The 18,174-nt window shown below is 59.5% G+C and carries 15 protein-coding genes and 1 pseudogene; 12 read left to right on the forward strand and 4 right to left on the reverse strand.

Going from position 1 to position 18,174, the window contains the following annotated elements; translation table 11 throughout:
• From H537_RS47870 to tnpB, 7 genes and pseudogenes are all read left to right on the forward strand, one after another.
• A partial coding sequence (locus H537_RS47870; RefSeq protein WP_375136355.1) for a N,N-dimethylformamidase beta subunit family domain-containing protein occupies positions 1-2,010 on the forward strand: 2,010 nt, incomplete at its 5' end.
• A gap of 236 nt (positions 2,011-2,246) precedes the next feature.
• Positions 2,247-2,640: pseudogene (locus H537_RS47875) on the forward strand (helix-turn-helix domain-containing protein); the annotation flags it as partial.
• A gap of 139 nt (positions 2,641-2,779) precedes the next feature.
• Positions 2,780-3,397 (forward strand): IS4/Tn5 family transposase DNA-binding protein, encoded by a 618-nt coding sequence (locus H537_RS47880; RefSeq protein WP_169517173.1) that lies wholly within the window; start codon positions 2,780-2,782, stop codon positions 3,395-3,397.
• Positions 3,398-3,503: 106 nt separating this feature from the next.
• A complete protein-coding gene (locus H537_RS0137090) occupies positions 3,504-5,168 on the forward strand; it encodes an IS1182 family transposase (protein ID WP_029001896.1) in 1,665 nt (554 codons plus the stop codon).
• Between the two features lie 37 nt (positions 5,169-5,205).
• A complete protein-coding gene (tnpA, locus tag H537_RS56955) occupies positions 5,206-5,526 on the forward strand; it encodes an IS66-like element accessory protein TnpA (protein WP_375136356.1) in 321 nt (106 codons plus the stop codon).
• 34 nt (positions 5,527-5,560) lie between these two features.
• A complete protein-coding gene (locus H537_RS0137100) occupies positions 5,561-6,004 on the forward strand; it encodes a transposase (protein ID WP_029001897.1) in 444 nt (147 codons plus the stop codon).
• Positions 6,001-6,204, forward strand: coding sequence for an IS66 family insertion sequence element accessory protein TnpB (tnpB, locus tag H537_RS53995; RefSeq protein WP_211235147.1), 204 nt, complete (start codon positions 6,001-6,003; stop codon positions 6,202-6,204). The genes H537_RS0137100 and tnpB overlap by 4 nt, the downstream gene beginning before the upstream one ends.
• Before the next feature lie 63 nt (positions 6,205-6,267).
• Here tnpB and H537_RS54000 read toward each other — a convergent pair whose 3' ends face one another.
• The 4 genes from H537_RS54000 to H537_RS47890 form a co-directional block, all read right to left on the reverse strand.
• Entirely contained in the window at positions 6,268-7,086 is an 819-nt protein-coding gene (locus H537_RS54000) for a hypothetical protein (RefSeq protein ID WP_156902188.1), read from the reverse strand.
• A gap of 550 nt (positions 7,087-7,636) precedes the next feature.
• Entirely contained in the window at positions 7,637-8,569 is a 933-nt protein-coding gene (locus H537_RS51930; protein WP_084151242.1) for a beta-1,6-N-acetylglucosaminyltransferase, read from the reverse strand.
• Between the two features lie 171 nt (positions 8,570-8,740).
• Positions 8,741-9,688: an XrtA-associated tyrosine autokinase gene (locus H537_RS47885; RefSeq protein ID WP_043461846.1), complete on the reverse strand. Its 948-nt coding sequence runs from the start codon at positions 9,686-9,688 to the stop codon at positions 8,741-8,743.
• A gap of 19 nt (positions 9,689-9,707) precedes the next feature.
• Positions 9,708-11,252 (reverse strand): XrtA system polysaccharide chain length determinant, encoded by a 1,545-nt coding sequence (locus H537_RS47890; RefSeq protein ID WP_169517174.1) that lies wholly within the window; start codon positions 11,250-11,252, stop codon positions 9,708-9,710.
• 416 nt (positions 11,253-11,668) lie between these two features.
• On the opposite strand from H537_RS47890, the gene H537_RS56150 reads away from it, so the two are divergent.
• The 5 genes from H537_RS56150 (at position 11,669) to H537_RS51935 (ending at position 18,037) form a co-directional block, all read left to right on the forward strand.
• Entirely contained in the window at positions 11,669-12,904 is a 1,236-nt protein-coding gene (locus tag H537_RS56150) for a sugar transferase (RefSeq protein ID WP_238446948.1), read from the forward strand.
• A 22-nt stretch (positions 12,905-12,926) separates the two neighbouring features.
• Entirely contained in the window at positions 12,927-13,907 is a 981-nt protein-coding gene (locus H537_RS0137125; protein ID WP_029001898.1) for an NAD-dependent epimerase/dehydratase family protein, read from the forward strand.
• Entirely contained in the window at positions 13,904-15,097 is a 1,194-nt protein-coding gene (locus tag H537_RS47900) for a DegT/DnrJ/EryC1/StrS family aminotransferase (RefSeq protein WP_084151245.1), read from the forward strand. Before H537_RS0137125 ends, H537_RS47900 begins: the two co-directional genes overlap by 4 nt.
• 236 nt (positions 15,098-15,333) lie before the next feature.
• The gene (locus H537_RS47905; RefSeq protein WP_084151246.1) at positions 15,334-16,956 is read left to right on the forward strand and encodes an O-antigen translocase; all 1,623 of its coding nucleotides are present in this window, start codon (positions 15,334-15,336) and stop codon (positions 16,954-16,956) included.
• Positions 16,957-17,008: 52 nt separating this feature from the next.
• Positions 17,009-18,037 (forward strand): glycosyltransferase family 2 protein, encoded by a 1,029-nt coding sequence (locus H537_RS51935; RefSeq protein ID WP_084151247.1) that lies wholly within the window; start codon positions 17,009-17,011, stop codon positions 18,035-18,037.
• Positions 18,038-18,174: the final 137 nt, after the last annotated feature.

Here is an 18,174-nt window from a genome sequence, read left to right on the forward strand (position 1 = left end):
GGCAACTGGGCCGTCTCGGGCTCCTGGACGGTGCCGGCCAATGCCGTCTCGGGCATCTACATCGCGCGCCTGGTGCGTGCCGACACGGGGGGCGCTAGCCACATCGTCTTCGTCGTACGTGACGACGCGAGCACTTCAGACCTGGTGTTCCAGACTTCCGACACCACGTGGCAGGCCTACAACACCTACGGCGGCGGCAGCTTCTACAGCGGCGGGCTCAACACCGGCGCGGGCCGCTCCTACAAGCTCAGCTACAACCGTCCCTTCAACACCCGGTCCGTGGACAACGGGCAGGACTGGGTCTTCAATGCCGAGTACCCCATGGTGCGCTGGCTGGAGGCCAATGGCTACGACGTGAGCTACATCAGTGGCATTGACACCGACCGCGCCGGTACTGTGCCTGGTGGTCGACTGCTCAACCATAAGGTGTTCCTGTCGGTGGGTCATGACGAGTACTGGTCTGGCGCGCAGCGCAGCCATGTCGAGGCCGCCAGGGACAAGGGCGTGAACTTGGCCTTCTTCAGCGGCAACGAGGTATTCTGGAAGACGCGCTGGGAGGCGAGCATCGACGGCAGCAACACGCCCTACCGGACGCTGGTGTCGTACAAGGAGACGCATGCCAACGCCAAGATCGACCCAACAGCGGCCTGGACCGGCACCTGGCGCGATCCGCGCTTCTCGCCGCCCTCCGACGGCGGCCGTCCCGAGAATGCGCTTACCGGTACGCTTTTCATGGCCAACAACACCGACGAGGGCTATTCCATCACGGTGCCACAGCCCGAAGGCCAACTGCGCTTCTGGCGCCACACTTCAGTGGCCTCGCTGGGCAGTGGTCAATCCGCCACGCTGCCCGCGGGTGTGCTGGGCTACGAGTGGGATTCCGATCTCGACAACGGTGCGCGTCCTCCCGGGCTGATCCGGTTGTCGCAAAGCACCATTACCAGCTCCAAGCAATTCGTGCTTCAGGACCATGGGTCGACCTACGCGCCTGGCACGCTTACCCACTACCTGACGCTCTACAAGCACAGCAGCGGCGCGCGTGTGTTCGGTGGCGGTACGGTCCAATGGGCCTGGGGCCTGGATGCGAACCACGACCGCGCCGGTACGCCCGCCGATGCGCGCATGCAGCAAGCCACAGTCAACCTCTTTGCCGACATGGGCGTGCAGCCTGCAACGCTGCAATCGCCGCTGGTCGTAACCACGGCCTCCACGGATACGATTGCGCCCACTTCCACCATTACCGCACCGGCGGCTGGTGCCAGTGTCCCGGCCAATAGCAGTGTGACCATCGGCGGCAATGCAGCCGACGCCGGCGGCGGCGTGGTGGGCGCGGTGGAGGTGTCCACCGACAACGGCGTCACATGGCACCCGGCCAGCGGGCGCGGCAACTGGAGTTACACCTGGGTGTCCGGCTCCAGCGGAAACGTCACGCTGATGAGCCGTGCGGTCGATGACAGCGGCAACCTGCAGGGTACGCCGACCAGCCGTACCGTAACGGTGACACCGCCCACCTGCCCGTGCACGGCTTTCCCGACATCCGCAACGCCGACCGTGCTGGGTGCTGAGGATGACAGCGTGGTGAACCTGGGCGTGAAGTTCCGTGTCACGCAGAACGGGCATATCACCGGCATCCGCTTCTACAAGGGGCCGAGCAACACCGGTACTCATATCGGTGCACTGTGGACGAGCACCGGTACGCAGCTTGCCACGCAAGAATTTTTAAATGAGACTGGCAGCGGCTGGCAGCAGGTCAACTTCGCCACGCCAGTGCCTGTCAACGCCAACACCGTTTACGTGGCCTCGTACCGGGCGCCGAGAGGGCGCTACTCGGTTGATTACAACTATTTCACCAACACCGGCGTGACCTCCGGACCGGTCCAGTTGCTGAGAAACGGCGACAGCGGTGGAAACGGCGTGTATACCTACGGTGGCAGCACGCTGCAGTTCCCCACGAGCACCTACCAAGCGTCGAACTACTGGATTGATGTGGTGTTCCAGCCATTGCCTTGATAGGGGTCGCATTGGTCTTGCCCCGGTAGTCCCGGACACGGCCTATGCGCAGGTTAACGCCTGGTCCATTGGTCGGTCCTGACGTTGTTCGCTCAATTGCCGGCGGTACTCGCGCGGCGATCTCATTTCCGCCTCTCTTGAATTTCGAGTGGGTAGACTGACCGGGTTTGAGGATGAAGGCCAGGGTCGATGAAGTGTGCTGACGCACCGGCCATCGCGATACGGGTACGTTTGGAATGCATGACAAGTTGTTCGAAGCCGCGCTGGGAATCACTGCACCGTGGTCTGTGAAGGGTGTGCAGTTCGATAGGGCGGCCAAGGTGCTGACGGTGGCTATCGACTTTGCTGTCGGCTCTCGCTTTGCTGTGGAGGGCGTGCCTGGCGAGCACCCGGTCCACGACACCGTCACCAAGACGTACCGGCACCTAAACTTCTTCCAGCACGAGTGCCTGCTGCAGGTGCGCACGCCGCGGGTGAAGCTGCCCGACGGCTCGGTGCAACTGGTCAAGCCGCCGTTTGCCGGCCGCTTGGTCGGGCTTCACGCTGCTGTTCGAGGCCTTGGTGCTGATGCTCACACCCGAGATACCGTTTGCAGCGGTGGCGCGCATCGTGGGCATCTCGCCGCACCGGGGGAGTAAGCGTCCAGTTCTCCTTGCTTTTACCTACTGATTTTTCAGCTGCCACAAGGGGTTAGCAGCAAACTGCTTGCTTTTTTCCCGGGTTCGAAGCCATGTCTCAGCCTTGCATAATCTGTCCGGCGGAGGCTGCGATGGTGACACCCCAAGCTGTGCAGCAGAGCCAGCCACCCGAGGGTACGCAGGGTGGCTGGGTTGACCAAGAATTGGACGAGAGCGCTTTCCAAGACGTGCGGCTGGGGCGGCGGCTGCGAGTGCTGCTGTCGCAGATGGCTCAGGGTCCGGGCCAGACGTTCTCCCTGGTATGCCAGGACTGGGCCAACACCAAGGCTGCCTACCGCTTCCTCAGCAACGAGCGGGTCAGCGAAGCCGATATTCTTGCCGGCCATTTCGCCGCCACACGCGAGCGCATTGCAGCCACCGGCGACGCCCTGGTATTGGTGCTGCACGACACGACCGAGTTCTCCTACAAGCACGACGAGGACCACAGCATCGGACTGCTGGGCAAGACCTACAGCCGTCCGGATGCGAAGGGGCGTCTACGTCAGCACACCTTCTGCGGCATCCTCATGCACTCGAGCCTGGCGGTGACGGTGGAAGGACTCCCGCTGGGCCTGGCGGCGGCCAAGTTCTGGACGCGCTCGAAGTTCAAGGGCACCACGGCGCTCAAGCGAAGCATCGTAAGCACGCGGCGATCCCGTGTTGATGCGGAATCATCGAGAGTTGCGGATTGCGTCCACGTCACGAAATGATCCTGGTGGCGAATTCGGGGCGGCAGGCGCACAGTCGAGACTCTGACCGCGCGGCGTGGCGGTAATAGTGGCGCCCGGGTGCACGGCAAGCTCCAGGAGGCAGGTGATGTCCATGCTTGCCCGGCGCAGAAGCGCCGTTCCCAAGGAGACGGCCCGGGTGGCGCGGTCGATCTACCCCGAAGGCAACACGGTTATGCACATGCTCGACGTGCTGCAGTTGGCCGTGGCGGATGAAGACTTCGCGGATCTGTTCCCCATCCGCGGTCAGCCAGCGGAGTCGCCTGCGCGGCTCGCCCTCGTGACGCTGCTGCAGTTCATGGAGGGGCTTGCTGACCGCCAAGCGGCGGACGCTGTCCGCACTCGCATTGACTGGAAGTACCTGCTGTGCCTGGAGTTGACGGACCCAGGGTTCGACCACACCGTACTCAGCGAATTTCGCGCGCGGCTGCTTGCCCACGGCGCGGAGCATCGGGTATTCGAGGCGGTGCTGGCATTGGCACAGGAGCGTGGGTTGTTGCATGGCGGCGGGCGACAGCGCAGCGACTCGACCCACGTGCTGGCCAACGTCCAGGCCCTGACGCGATTCGACCTCGTGATCGAGACGGTGCGGCATGCGCTCGATGCCCTTGCTCGGACGGATCCAGAGTGGCTTTGCAAGCACGTCACGCCGGCGTGGGTGGACCGCTATGCTCTGCCGACCGGCGAGCTGCGGGTGCCCAGGAGCGAGGCCAAGCGCCTCGCATGGGCCGCTCAGATTGGCGAAGATGGCATGGCAGTGCTCATCGCCTTGAACTCTCCGGAGGCCCCCGCGGACTTGCGCCATCTGCCGGCCTTGGAGGCGTTGCGCCAGGTATGGGTGCAGAACTTCATGGTCGTGTGCACGGCAGAGGGAGAGCGCGTTGCCTGGCGCTCCAGAGACAACATTCCTCGGGCCGGTCTCTTCGTCTGCTCACCTCACGATACGCAGGCGCGCCGCTGCAGCAAAGGCAAAACCGTGTGGACCGGCTACAAGGTCCACTTGACGGAGACCTGTGACAGCGCCGCTCCAAACCTAATCACCAACGTCGAGACGACCGCTGCTACCGTGTACGACGCCAACGTGACACCTGACATCCATGCTGCCTTGCAAAAGCGCGGCGTACTGCCAAGTGTCCACGTCGCTGATGCCGCGTACGTGAACTCGGCGCTGTTCAAGCAGTCCCGAGAGCTCTACCAGGTGGAGCTCATTGGACCGACCCGCAGCGACAACGAACGTCAGGCCAAAGAACGAGACGGCTTCGCAGCCAGCGACTTCCAGATCGACTACGACAATCACCGCGCCGTCTGCCCGGCCGGCAAGGAAAGCATCTACTGGAAACCAACGGCCAACTCCTTCGGAAAGCCCATCATCAAGCTTCGCTGGTCGCGTCACGATTGCGGCCAGTGTGCTGTGCATGCACGATGTACCAGTTCGATGCCACCGCAACGGCAGGTCACGATACGACCTCAAGGACAACGTGAGCTGCTACATGAGAGACGCGAGCAGGAAAAGCACGCCGCCTATGCCAGCGAGTATGCGTGGCGGGCCGGTATCGAAGGCACCATCTCGGAGGCAGTCCGCGGACACTCGGTCCGTCGCACCCGCTACATCGGCCAAGCTAAGACACATCTGGCCCATCTCATGACAGCTGCGGCGATCAATGTCGGCCGCCTGCTGCGCTGGGTCGCGGGTGAACCAAAAGCAGGCGTTCTCCTGACCGCGTTCCAGCGCCTGTTCACAGCCTCTGCCTGATGCCGAATCGGACGAATTCGCCACCAAGATCCACGAAATAGGTGGACACGATGGAAAGCGCAAACCCGCTACCAGGCGGCGCTACAGCGCAGCGATGAAGGCGCAGGTGATGGCCGAATGCGATGCTCCGGGCGCGTCGGTGGCCAAGGTAGCGATGGCGCACGGCATCAACGCCAACGTCGTACACCGCTGGCGGCAACTCGCACGCGAGGATGGGGCTGAGAGATCGCGACCAGCTCCCGCACCGCCAGCGGATATCGATGGCTTTGTGCCTGTGCCGCTGCCCGCACCGAGCGTTGTGGCGCCCGTGAACGGTAAGCGTGCAGCCGTCCCACAGTTGATCGCAGGCAGGGTGTAAAGGATGCTCGTGTCCGCTTATTCGGCGCGGACACATGGACACGAATACACCATCAACGACCCAGCGCCCGGGACGCACCCGGCGCCGCTACTCCAAGGAATTCAAGGCACAGCTTGTCGCGCAGGCCCAGGTGCCCGGCGTGTCGCTGGCCAGCGTCGCCATCAGCCACGGCGTGAACCCCAACGTCATGCGGCGCTGGGTGGCCGATGCCAACGATCGCGCGCTGCCCAGCGCAGGTACGGCGCAAGCCGTGCTGGCCCAGCCGGATGCCGAGGACGCGCTGGTGCTGCAACGGGACGCCGATGTGGCGACGTGTGCCCCAACCACCGCAACGAGCTTCGTGCCGGTGAAGGTCGAAGCCGCGGCGCCGGCGCAGCTGCACATCGAGCTTGTGCGCGACGGCGTACACGTAAAGGTCAGCTGGCCGCTGAGCGCGGCGGCACAGAGCGCGGCCTGGCTACGCGAGGTGCTGCGTTGATCCGTATCGACGCCGTGTGGCTGGCCACGCAGCCCGTGGACATGCGCGCCGGCGCCGACCGGCTGCTGTCCATGGTCGTGGCCGTCTTCGGTTCAGCACAAGCCCACCACGGCTACCTCTTCACGAACGTCCGCGCGGAACAAACAACATTCAGCATACCGATCACAGTTTGTCCTGATCGAGTATCCGTGGCACCCTAAGCACGGCGGCGTGCGCGATCTGCTTTGTGTGGAAGGAAACCGTCGTCGTCGACCGGCCGGCATTCAATGCCGCATGACCTCCGGTCGTACGCGCAAGCTCGCGGCTCCTTCCCGATCGGGTGACGCCGCGTGAAGCGACTTGCCTGCCGCGACGATAGCGATGTCGTCGTGAAAGCCGTAAGTGGCGAAGCGGTTGTCGCCCATAGTGGAGGCGCCGAGCTTGACGGTGTACAAGCCAGCTCTGGGGGCAATCCAACTCCAGCGGGTCCATTGCGAGGCGCTACCGAAGGGAACAGCATTCTGGTCATCCGGGCCTGTCCCGCCGGAATATTCAATCCAAGGCGTCGCCAGCCGTCGACCCCGATCGTCGAAAATGCGAACCCATACGGAGTCTTGGGCTGCGAAGTCACCGTTATAGTAAAAGGAAGATCCCGTGAGAGATTCGCCTCTGCGCATGAGAACGGTCTGCTTGGCGGAGATGTTGTACCGGAGCGTTCCAAGGTATTCCGTGTTGCCTGTGGCGACACTTAAATACTGGCTGCCGTGCACTGCCAAGCGCGGCGAGGCGACGCCGAAATTCCAAGAATCGATGACTTCAACGCTACCAGCAGGCCGATCGTAGGGCGGGAATTCGGAGATGCCCCAAGGAATTTGAGGCGTCCAGCCGAAATAACTTTTGCGCTCGAAACTGCGGTTGACGATGCGCGGGGCCGCAATTTTCGCAACGCCGTCGTCCAGTCCTTTCGCCACGTCTATATCTGCCGTTGCGTTTCCTTCCTGCGTCGGAACCTCCGTAGGGTGCGAGTCGTCTCCGCCACCGCCACCGCCACCGCCACAGCCGGACAGGACTGCGACAGCCAACAGTAAAATTTTCGTATCCATAAATTCCCTCCAAAATGATTCACTGGATCAGGAAAAATGCTGCAGAAATAGGATCCTCAAAAGCTCCAAAGCCTCTTCAGTTTGCATGGATCAAACGTCTATGAGAACAGCTTAGCCTTGTCGCATGCGTGGAGACGAAAAAACACCGTTGCGGCTCGGGCTAATGTGACTTTTGGCGACAGGACAGGGTTTTTACTGGTTGGGAACCCATAGGCCATGGGATTGGTCTGAAATTTAAAGACATGAGACACAAGGCGCGTCCACAAACCTCGCCAATTTTTTTGCCACGGTTTGACCAGCCCGGACGTGATACGCTGAGGCAAGGGCGAACAGCGGGAGCAAAAAACGACGGGGGCCGCCCCGCGTGGCTGGATAAAGACAGGCGGGACGCACACCTGATCAAGTTTTGCCCGGACACTTGTGCCCGTGAGAGCGGTGGGAAATACGCGACGCGTCATGCTTGGCTGGTTGGCCTGGCATCCTTCGTGGCTGCACGTGGTGCAGCTGGGGCTGGGGACAATGAGGCCAGTTCCGTGCCCGTGACTGTGCCTCAAGCCACCCCGAGCAACCGCTGGTCGATCAGATCAAGTATTTTTGAATCCAGTGACGCATCAAACTTTCTGGCAATCAGTGCCTCACTGGAGGCAAGGGTTGGAAAGTCTTCTGTGCACCATATTCGGGGTAAGCGTCCGCCGCGACCTTTAGATGACCAGTCGATGCAGCGCAGGTCGTTGTTCACGACGCTATTCTTTAGCGGTGAATTGAGAATAAGAGTTTGGAAAAATATTTCGTCTGGAACGAATACATGTCTGAAGAAATCAAGGAATTGTGGGTTGGTTCGTATATGATTGTGGACATATAAGGCGCAATTTCGGGTCATGCACCAGTAACTGCTGCCGCCGAATGGTTGTAAATATTGGGGTAGTTTTCTCCCGGGTATTGCTTTTTTTAGAAGTTTCCAGGTCGGTGTGCCCAAGGTGGACTTGTAGCGAGTGGGCGGTGGAAGGTGAATCCATCGCTTCAGCACACCGACATGAAGGCTCCAAGATTCAATGCGATCCAGACCTCCGTTTTCATCGACCCATCCGAGGCGTGGGTCGCATGGTATAGGTGTATAGCTTAAGAACTGCGTTTTTTCATGCTTGGTTAAAAAGTTTTCAATATAATTATTGGATTTGATTGGATAATCCTGCCCCGTCAGCAGCAATACGTAATCGAATGCAATCCGTTGTTCAATGGCCGCAGCGATGCCTTTAAGGGATGCAAGCACGTGTCCAATATCACCCCAATGGCAGACATGCCGCTCCAAAAAATGAACATTATTTAGGCTGCGCAAGCCCGCCACCATTCTGTCACACGTAAAAGCGTCTGTCTTCTTATCTACATGCACATGAAAGCGCGCATTCGGGGTATTCAAGCGGCGCACGAGCCGCACCAGTTGATCGGGTCTCTTGTATGCCGAAATAATGTAGAGAATCTTCACGGTGCTCGGAGTGCGAGGTTAGGAGCTTGGGCGATAGAAAAATCGATGAGGCGAGTTGGAAAAAGCAAGATTTCCAAAATAGCCTGTTATTGGTATTTTCAAAAAGGCAAGCGGTTAATGATTATTGAAGCAGCCGCCGCTGGGTTGCAAAGCTTTCTGCTACCAAAACCCCTAGTCGTAATAGCTTCCATAATCGTGGATGGACTGTTTCCTTTTATTGAGCACGGGTAGCACGATCGGGCAATGTTCGATTGCTGAGAAGGCCTGTGAAATTGCGCTGGCCGGCGTTTTCGCTTCCTCAACAACCACGACGACCTGGCCCATGCGCGAAGCGAGAACCTTGGCTTCGGAGGTCAGTAGCAAAGGCGTCGTATCAAAAATAATAATCCGGTCCGGATAGCGGCTGGCTAACTCAACCATAAGAGCGTCCATGGCGCTGCTGGCCAGCAACTCCGTTGAGCGCAAATTACGGGTGCCCGCTGGCAGGATTGACAGATTCGGAACATTGGTTCTCAGCAGCACCTGTGACAGGTCGGTGCTAGGGGTGGTCAGCACGTCAAGCAAACCCTTGCGCGGTTCGATGCCCAGCGTCTGGAGCAAGTTGGCCCGTATCACGTCGGCATCGACCAGGAGCACCGAGGTGTCGACCTCGATGGCCATGCTCATGGCCAGATTGATGGAGCAAAAAGTCTTGCCTTCACCCGGCAGGGCACTGGTCACCATGACCAGCGAACGTCGCTGCGTGGGATCAGAGGCTCCTGCGCGGATGTTGCTTAGCAAGGGTCTTTTAATATGGCGGAACTCCTCTGCCATGGTGGAGCGGGACCGGATTGAAGCCAGCACGCCCGAATCTTCGAGGTGTTGCAGGTCCAGCGTGATGGCGGCGGAAGTGGCCCCTGAGGAGACAGCGGGCCTGCTGGGAAAGGCACTGTTGCGAGCAGTGCGCATGTCCGAATCCGCGACTTCGTCCTGCTGTCCATGACTTTGCCCCTCGACCGCTTCTGCACCCGCCTGGCCGCCGCGCTTCAAAACGAGAAGGTCCTCAGCCATGCCAGGGATTTCCACGCCAGTCTGTACAAGCTGCTGCAGGCGAATGGATGCAAGTTCAATGATGTTCATGGTCAGTATGTCGTCCCATTCATTGGCCCAAAGCAATCCAGGCGACCCATCCCGCCTGCAGCAGCATCAGCGCGCCGGCCACTGCCTTGAACTTCAGGGCTTCGGCATGCTGGTGCGATGTCACACTGGGTCCGGACTGCATCGAGATCATGCCCAGGACCGGCCGTCGAGAAATGCGTGCCAGCGCCGCGACGCTGTCCACGGTGGGACGCAGGATACTGACCGCGATGGCCGTGCCAATGCCGGTGACAAGAGTCAGGACGACGGCGATCAGGGCCAAATGCAGTCGCGACGGGAATGCCGGAGCGCCGGCAGCCTGAGCAGGTTCAATGATCCTGAATTGAGCCAGTTGCGAGGTTTCATTGAGTTTCGCGCCCAACATCGCCGCTTCACGCCGGGCAACCAACTGCTCATAATTTTTTCGGATCACGTCGTAGTCACGGTTGAGCTGGACCAGTTCGGCTTCCACCTGCGGCATCCGGTCGCCCACAGCTCGCGCTTGGTCCAGGGTGCTTTGCTTGGCCGCAAGCTGTGAGCGCAACGAGGCCACTTGTGCCTCCGACTCTGCCAGCGACAGCCGCAGCTTCTGGTAGACGGGGTTGATGCTGCCCTTGCCATCGACCGACTGCGGTGTCCGTGCCTCCGCGTCCCGACGCTGGTGAAGTTCCGTCGTCAGCCGCTCTACGGACCGGCGGGCATTGATCACGTCCGGATGATGATCGGTGAACCGCTGCAGCAACTCCTCCAGCAGCTTGCGCTGGGCCTGCAGCCGCGTATCGATCTCGGCCACGATCGGCGACATATCTGCCGCCGTCTGCTGTGTCGCTTCCAATTGAAGGGAGTTCCTGTAAGCATCACGGGATTTTTCTGCGGCAGCAAGTTCGCTGCGAAGCCTGTTGACCTCCTCGGACAGAACCGACATGCGTGTGAAATAGTCCTGTGCTGAGACCCCGCTAGTACCGAAGTTGCGAATCTTGAATTCCTTCAGCCGGTTTTCTGCCTCTGCGAGCTTGGTTTCATAGCTTTGGATCTGATGCTCGATGAATTCCTCGGCATCCTGGGAATCGCGCTGCTTGGACGAAGCGCCGGATGTCACAAACAAGTCGACAGTGGCCTTTACCAGGCGTTGCGCGTGTTCCGGCGAATCACCGCGGTAGCTGATCTGGTAGAAATTGTCATTGCCGGTCGGCACGATATTGATTTTGGTCATCAGCCGGCTGACCGTTGCTTCGCGCCGCTCCGCGTCGCCATCTGCGAGTCCGAGTTCTGGCATCTCTACCAGACGCTGCACGTTGGGCCGGGAAATCAACGTGCGGGCCAGCATACGCACCTGCTGATCCATGTCCGGCTGATAGGTCAGGGCGTTCATCATCGGTTTGAGAACCGACTGCGTGTTCACCCAGACCCGGGCCGTTGCTTCGTATTGGTTCGGCACGAGAGAGATGCCGATGGCCAGCAACGGGGCCACTGCACAGGACACGGACAACGCCAGCCATCGCCGGCGTTGCACGGCCGCGACCAAGCTACGGATCTTTTCTGGAACGGAATCTGCAGCTGCGCTCATCGGTGTCCGTTTCGGCTGAAGTCTTCTCTTATCGCAACCGGGCCAGCAACGCCGCCCGGATTGCGTCCCATCCGAAACCAGTGTGCACCCGACGCGCCCAGGTGAAAGCAAGTATTGCTGCCTTCTCCCCCACGAATCAGGGTTCATCGCATCAGACCGGTTGCACTTCGACACCGTAACGACGACCCTTACGCCATTCGCCGGCTCCTCTTGGTGGTCTCACCATGCGAGAGGTAGGCTGGCCGCAAAACAAGACAAACAATCCCGAGGCCGGAGCGTATCGGTATGGGAGTCGAAGTCCTGATGTGTCCACACACATCACTGGAGGGGCAAGTGAAGTCCAGACGCTGCAGTCGCGTGCATACCAAGCCCGTGCTTACCGCCATCGGTTGGCTTATCCACAAGTGAGTCAAGGAATGAAAAACCAAAGCGGATTGCGGTCCTCGCCGATTTTGGAATTTGCGCACCTGACCCCAGAGAACCGATTTCTGCCATGCGAAGTGGTTGACAAGGCCGACGTTCCCACTGCCGCTTCTGGCGAACAGCCCGGGAATTGGGAAAAGCCCGTGCATGCATCCTTCTCTGCACCGCGGCTGCATCTCAAGAGCACCTTACCGACCAACGATTTCCATGCGCAGTTGTTCCGCGAGAAGAGGCTGGCCGAACGCACGAAGCGCCCCTTGTCCATTGCGTTGTACAGGATCGATGAGCAAGCCATTGCCAACGATCAGGCAACCGGCGCAGACCAACTGCTCGAGGTTCTCCACCAGGCTTCGCGGGAAACCGACATCATCGGCCACGTCAGCCATGACTTGATCGCGGTACTCTGTCCCGATACCGACGCGGCCGGTATGCGGGCGTATGTGAGCAAGGTGGAAAAAATCACTGCTGGGTGTTGGACCGTCGTTGATATCGCAACCTATCCCGATCGCCTTTTTGACGGCCTGGAAACCTTGAGCCAGCTCAAGCCTGAATTGCATCACCTGGTCGTTGGCGATCCCGGGACCCATCACGGCGGCTACCGTTCGAAGCGGGCACTTGACATACTGGGAGCCGCGCTTGCGCTGGTGCTACTGGCTCCCTTGATGGGCTTGGTGGCGCTGGCGATTGCGACAACGTCCCCGGGCCCTGTCCTCTTCAAGCAAATCCGCCTTGGCCGTGGTGGCGCCAAGTTTCTCTGCTACAAGTTCCGTTCCATGGTCGTCGATGGCGACGATGAGATCCACCGCAAATTCGTGGCCTCGCTCATCAAGGGCGGACAAGACGACAAGAATGTAGGCCACGACGGCACGCCCGTCTTCAAGATGCGTTCTGATCCGCGGGTGACGTGGATTGGCAGAGTCATCAGGAAGACCAGCATCGACGAACTTCCCCAGCTCTTCAATGTGCTCAAGGGAGAAATGAGCTTGGTGGGGCCGCGGCCTCCAATCCCCTACGAGGCAGAAAACTACCAGGCTTGGCATTTGCGCCGCATCCTGAGCGCGACCCCTGGTATCACGGGACTGTGGCAGGTAGAGGGACGCAGCAAGGTGACTTTCAGCGAGATGGTAAGACTGGATCTACGCTATATCCGCGAGTGTTCGCTGGGTCTCGACGTCAAGATTCTGATGAAGACGATCAAGGTAGTGCTTCAGTGTGATGGTGCGGTCTGAATAGAGGAACGGAAGCAAAGCAATGGAAATCAACGGCGCAAGCATTCTCGTTACCGGGGGGGCGGGTCTGATTGGATCCTCCACCATCGACCGGCTCCTGCGGGAACATTCTCCAGGCCGGGTCGTAATCTTGGACAACCTTAGCCGAGGATCGCTGTCCAACGTCACCGAAGCGCTTGAGGACCCGCGGGTGACTTTGGTGCAAGGCGACATCCGCGACATGGACGTCGTGCGCAAGGCGATGCATGGCATGGACGCCGTTATCCACATGGCCGCGTTGCGCATCACGGCGTGCGCGGCCAATCCTCGCGAGGCCATGCAGGTGATGTGCGACGGCAGTTTCAACGTCGTTGAGGCCGCCACCGAGGCGCGGGTGAAAAAGATCGTAGCCGCTTCGTCGGCTTCGGTTTACGGACTGGCCGAGCAGTTTCCGACGCCAGAGGAACATCACCCGTACAACAACCAGACTTGGTACGGCGCCAGCAAGGTTCTGCTCGAGGGCTTGCTTCGCTCCTATCACGCTATGCACGGGCTGCCCTATGTGGCCCTGCGGTATTTCAACGTCTACGGCCCGCGCATGGACCTGCACGGCAAGTACACCGAGGTGCTGATCCGGTGGATGCAGCGTATCGATGCAGGGCAGCCGCCCATCATCCTGGGCGACGGCAAGCAGACCATGGATTTTGTCTACATCGACGATGTGGCGCAGGCCAACGTGCTGGCCCTGGCCTGCGATGTGGAAGACGAGGTTTTCAATGTGGCCAGCGGCATCGAAACCAGTCTCAATGACTTGGCAGCGGGGCTGATTGAGGTAATGGGCTCGGACACGACGCCCGAGTACGGTGCCGAGCGCGCGGTTAACCCCGTGTCGCGCCGCTTGGCTGACACCAGCAAGGCGCAGCGCCTGCTCGGTTTCAGGGCGCAGGTGGCGCTGGATGACGGGTTGAGACAGCTGGTGCAATGGTGGCATCGCAACAAGAACTGCATGGAGCTCGCAGCATGATTCCCATTGCAAAGCCCTGCATGGGCGAGGCGGAAGCCGATGCGGCGCGACGCGCCATCTTGAGTGGCTGGACCACGCAGGGACCCGAGGTCGCGGCCTTCGAACGAGAATTCGCCGCCTACGTCGGCGCCAACCATGCGTGCGCTGTCTCCAACTGCACGACGGCGCTGCACTTGGCGCTGCTGGCCGCCGGCGTCAAACCTGGAGACGAGGTCATCACGGTCAGCCACTCCTTCATCGCTACCGCGAACAGCATCCGCTATTGTGGAGCGATTCCGGTCTTTGCGGACATCGAGCCGCAGACCTACAACATCTCCGTCTCCCAGGTCGAGGCCCTCATCACGGAGCGCACGCGTGCCATCCTGTGCGTCCACCAGATCGGGATGCCTTGCGACCTGCGCGCCCTGGTGGACCTGGGACGCCGCCGCAGCCTGTACGTGATCGAGGATGCCGCCTGTGCCATCGGCTCGGACATCCTGTGGGACGGCTGCTGGGAGAAGATCGGAAAACCGCATGCAGACGCAGCCTGCTTTTCCTTCCATCCCCGCAAGGTCATCAGCACTGGCGACGGCGGCATGATCACCACACGCCACGCGGACTGGGATCAGCAATTCCGGTTGTTGCGCCAGCACGCCATGAGCGTGCCTGATACGGTGCGCCATGCCGCCTCGCAAGTCGTGTACGAAACGTACCCCACGGTAGGCTTCAACTACCGCCTGACCGACATCCAGGCCGCGGTCGGGCGGGAGCAGCTCAAGCGGCTGCCTGACATCGTGCGGCGGCGGCGCGAACTGGCTGCTCGGTATTGCGAACTCCTGTCAAATGTCCAGGATCTCGAATTGCCGTGGGAGCCGTCCTGGGCTCGCAGTAACTGGCAAAGCTTTGCCGTGAAGCTGCCCCGAGGTGCGGACCAGCGCGCGGTGATGCAGCTCCTGATGGATCAGGGCGTGAGCAGCAGGCGTGGAATTATGTGTGCGCATCGCGAGCCTGCATACGCTGCGCAGTCGTTGCGCCGCCCGTTACCGCATTCGGAAGCGGCACAGGACCATGACCTGCTGTTGCCACTGTACTCGGACATGAGCGATGACGATCAGGTGCGGGTGGTGGCGGCACTGCGCATGGCCTTGACCAACAGCGCGGCCATGAGAGCGGAGGGTGCCATCCCAGGAGTGCTGGAGATCAATACCTAGTGGCGCCCAGGCCGGCACACCTTCAGGATGTTCGATGCAGGCAGCACTGGAACGCCGAGCGAAAGAGGAGTCAGGAGATCAAGGTGGCCTCGCATGACTGCATGCCGGGCCGCATGGGCGCACTGCTCGATGCACCCTGCATCCGTGAGAGTCGCTGACACGTACGCCGGTTGCGGGCGTGTCCTTGATTTCCCAGCTGGCGTTCGCGCACAACAGCCCAAGTAACAGAGGAAGCAATGACGAATGAAAGCGCATCGCTGGATGCTGGCTCGCCGCATCAGGGCCAAGCATCAGTCGGCGAGGCGGCATCCCGGCAAAGACAAAGCTATCGGGACATCATCAAGTCGTCGTTGCTCATTGGTGGCTCGTCGGCCACCAATGTCCTCGTCAGCATCGTCCGTACCAAAATCCTGGCCGTATTGCTCGGCCCTGGTGGCTATGCCATCGTCGGTACCTATTGGCAAATAGTCGATTTGACCCGGACGGTTGCCCAGATGGGCATTAACAGCAGTGGCGTACGACAGATTGCCGACGCACTGGCGAGCAGCAATGAGGCCCGTGTTGCACGTACCGCGCAAATTCTGCGGCGTGTCTGCGTGGTGAGCGCCATTGCTGGTGCCGTGCTGCTCGTGGGCGGCGGCGGGTTGATTTCGCAGTTCAGCTTCGGTAACGATGCGCATGCCTCGCACATCATGTGGCTCTCCTTGGCTGCGTTCTTCGCAATACTGTCAGGCGGTCAAGGCGCCTTGCTGCAAGGAGTTCGCCGTATTGGAGACCTCGCCAAGTTGACTGTCATCGGTGGGCTACTGGGTACATTGGCCAGTATTGTGTCGGTGTATTTCTATGGCAATGCCGGCATCGTCCCGAGCGTGATTCTCACTGCTGCCTGCACGACAGTCGTGGCATGGTATCTCAGCCGCAAGATTTGCTTCGCGAAAACGCCGCTGAGCTTCTCGGAGTTCAGGGAGGGGGCGTCTGAGCTTCTTAAGCTCGGTTTGGCATTCATGGGGAGCGCCGTGCTGACACAGGTGTCAGCTTACCTTGTACGCATCATAGCGGTCAGGAAAGCCGGGCTTAATGACGCAGGCATGTACCAAGCGGCATGGGCCATTGGGGGTATGTACACCACGTTTATCTTGAGCGCGCTGGGCACGGATTTCTATCCCCGTCTTGTCAGCGTCGCCAGCAATCACAAGCTTTGCAATCGATTGGTGAACGAACAGGTGCTGGTAAGCGGACTGTTTGCGTTGCCCGGCGTCTTGGCCACTATCGCCCTTGCTCCCTTGGTGATCAACGTCTTCTACAGTTCTGAATTTAATGGTGCCATCGATATCCTACGTTGGATATGTCTAGGTATGATGTTGCGAGTGTGGATTTATCCTTTGGGATATATCCTTGTCGCAAAAAACAAGCGCTGCCTTTTTCTTACCATCGATGCCACGTGGTCAGTATTGAGCGTCGTGCTGGCCTGGTTCTGCTTGTCTGCTTTCGGAATCAATGGCGCTGGCATGGCCTATTTCGCATCCTATGTATGCCATACCTTGTTCGTCTGGATCGCCGTACGCAGGATCACAGGATTCCGCTGGACATCAACGAACCTACGGATTGCGATTTTCTCGTCCGTTGCCATTGGTGTTACTTTTGTTGGGGTCGGCACCTTACCGACTGCCGCCGGTATTGTCTTGGGTTGCTTAGTGACACTGGTGTGCGCGATGCTAGCGATGCACATCTTGGTCAGCTTGTCCGCACCCGATCGTGTACCCAAGTTCGTCACACGCCTGATTAGTGCATTGCCCTTTTTCTTCAAGCGCTTTGGCTTCGTGCAGCGTGCTGCAGAAAAACCCTCGTCCCCCCCTTGAGTTGCATAAGTTAGATTTCAAGGACGACTCACACATTAAGGATAAACGGGCTATGAATGCTATTGACGTCGTAATTCCGTGCTATCGCTACGCTCACTACTTGGATGAGTGCGTAGGCAGCGTTCTTAGCCAAGCCGGAGTCGACGTCCGCATTCTGATCGTTGATGACGCGTCGCCGGACGACACACCGATCGTTGCGCAGCGGCTCGTGCAGCGGGATTCCAGAGTAAATTACGTGCGAAATCCGTCGAATATCGGACATATATCCACGTACAACAAGGGCATAGCTTGGGTCGAGGCGCCCTATATGTTGCTGCTGTCAGCGGATGACTTCGTTATGCCGGATATGCTGCGCCGGGCGGTATCGCTGATGGAAACGCATCCCGACATGTCACTGTGCTTCGGCGAGGCACTAGAGCTCTATGACGATTACAGTACCAAAAGGGTCCGTATCGATCTTAATCTGCCGGAAGGAGCCACCAAGATACTGACCGGGGAGGAGTTTGTACGTCTTTGCGTCAATAGCGGTGCTACCAATATAGTTCCGACACCATCGGCTGTTGTCAATGCAAAATGGCTAAAACAGCTGGGTGGCTACCGTGCCGATCTGCCTCACAGTGGTGACTTGGAGATGTGGCTTCGCTTGGCTGCCCATGGCGGTGTGGGATTCATTAAGGACAAGGTGGCCGTATACCGAAGACATGGCTCTAATATGTCGTTGGGTTACTGCGATAACGAATGTATTCTGGACCTGCAGCAGCGGAAAGCCGCGTTCGATGCTTTCTTCGAAACTTGCTCGTCGGCGCTGCCTTCAGCGTCCGTGCTGCATCGAGAACTGATAAACCCTCTGGGTTATCAAGCGGTCATGTCGGCCTGCAGCGCATTTGACCACGGTCGCATGGACTTGTGCTCAAGCCTGCTGGCCCTGGCTTCAGAAATCGATCCTAGTATTCACCGGACCAGGGTTTGGAAAAACCTGGCCTATAAGCGTTTTATCGGCCCTTCAGCCACTAATGCACTTCGGTTCTTGTTTTCGATTTTGCCTTTGAAGAAGCGCGATCCGAAAGCGGTGCAAACGTGAAACTGGTTGCTTGCCATGTGCTTGTGCCGAATTGCTTACCCGTGTTGCTTTGAGGTCCCGTGCGGGCGTCTCGTGCAATTAGTGGCGTAACTCATCATCATGCAGAGCCATCAAAGGACTATCGCTTTCATAAGCAC

It is taken from the genome of Azohydromonas australica DSM 1124, from assembly GCF_000430725.1.
In the GTDB taxonomy this organism is placed as follows: Bacteria; Pseudomonadota; Gammaproteobacteria; order Burkholderiales; family Burkholderiaceae_C; genus Azohydromonas; species Azohydromonas australica.

Coding starts and splice junctions, on each gene's coding strand:
- H537_RS47880 (WP_169517173.1), top strand. CDS start 2,780: ATGGTGACACCCCAAGCTGTGCAGCAGAGCCAGCCACCCGAGGGTACG.
- H537_RS0137090 (WP_029001896.1), top strand. CDS start 3,504: ATGTCCATGCTTGCCCGGCGCAGAAGCGCCGTTCCCAAGGAGACGGCC.
- H537_RS0137100 (WP_029001897.1), top strand. CDS start 5,561: ATGGACACGAATACACCATCAACGACCCAGCGCCCGGGACGCACCCGG.
- H537_RS54000 (WP_156902188.1), bottom strand. CDS start 7,086: ATGGATACGAAAATTTTACTGTTGGCTGTCGCAGTCCTGTCCGGCTGT.
- H537_RS47885 (WP_043461846.1), bottom strand. CDS start 9,688: ATGAACATCATTGAACTTGCATCCATTCGCCTGCAGCAGCTTGTACAG.
- H537_RS47890 (WP_169517174.1), bottom strand. CDS start 11,252: ATGAGCGCAGCTGCAGATTCCGTTCCAGAAAAGATCCGTAGCTTGGTC.
- H537_RS56150 (WP_238446948.1), top strand. CDS start 11,669: ATGAAAAACCAAAGCGGATTGCGGTCCTCGCCGATTTTGGAATTTGCG.
- H537_RS0137125 (WP_029001898.1), top strand. CDS start 12,927: ATGGAAATCAACGGCGCAAGCATTCTCGTTACCGGGGGGGCGGGTCTG.
- H537_RS47900 (WP_084151245.1), top strand. CDS start 13,904: ATGATTCCCATTGCAAAGCCCTGCATGGGCGAGGCGGAAGCCGATGCG.
- H537_RS47905 (WP_084151246.1), top strand. CDS start 15,334: ATGACGAATGAAAGCGCATCGCTGGATGCTGGCTCGCCGCATCAGGGC.
- H537_RS51935 (WP_084151247.1), top strand. CDS start 17,009: ATGAATGCTATTGACGTCGTAATTCCGTGCTATCGCTACGCTCACTAC.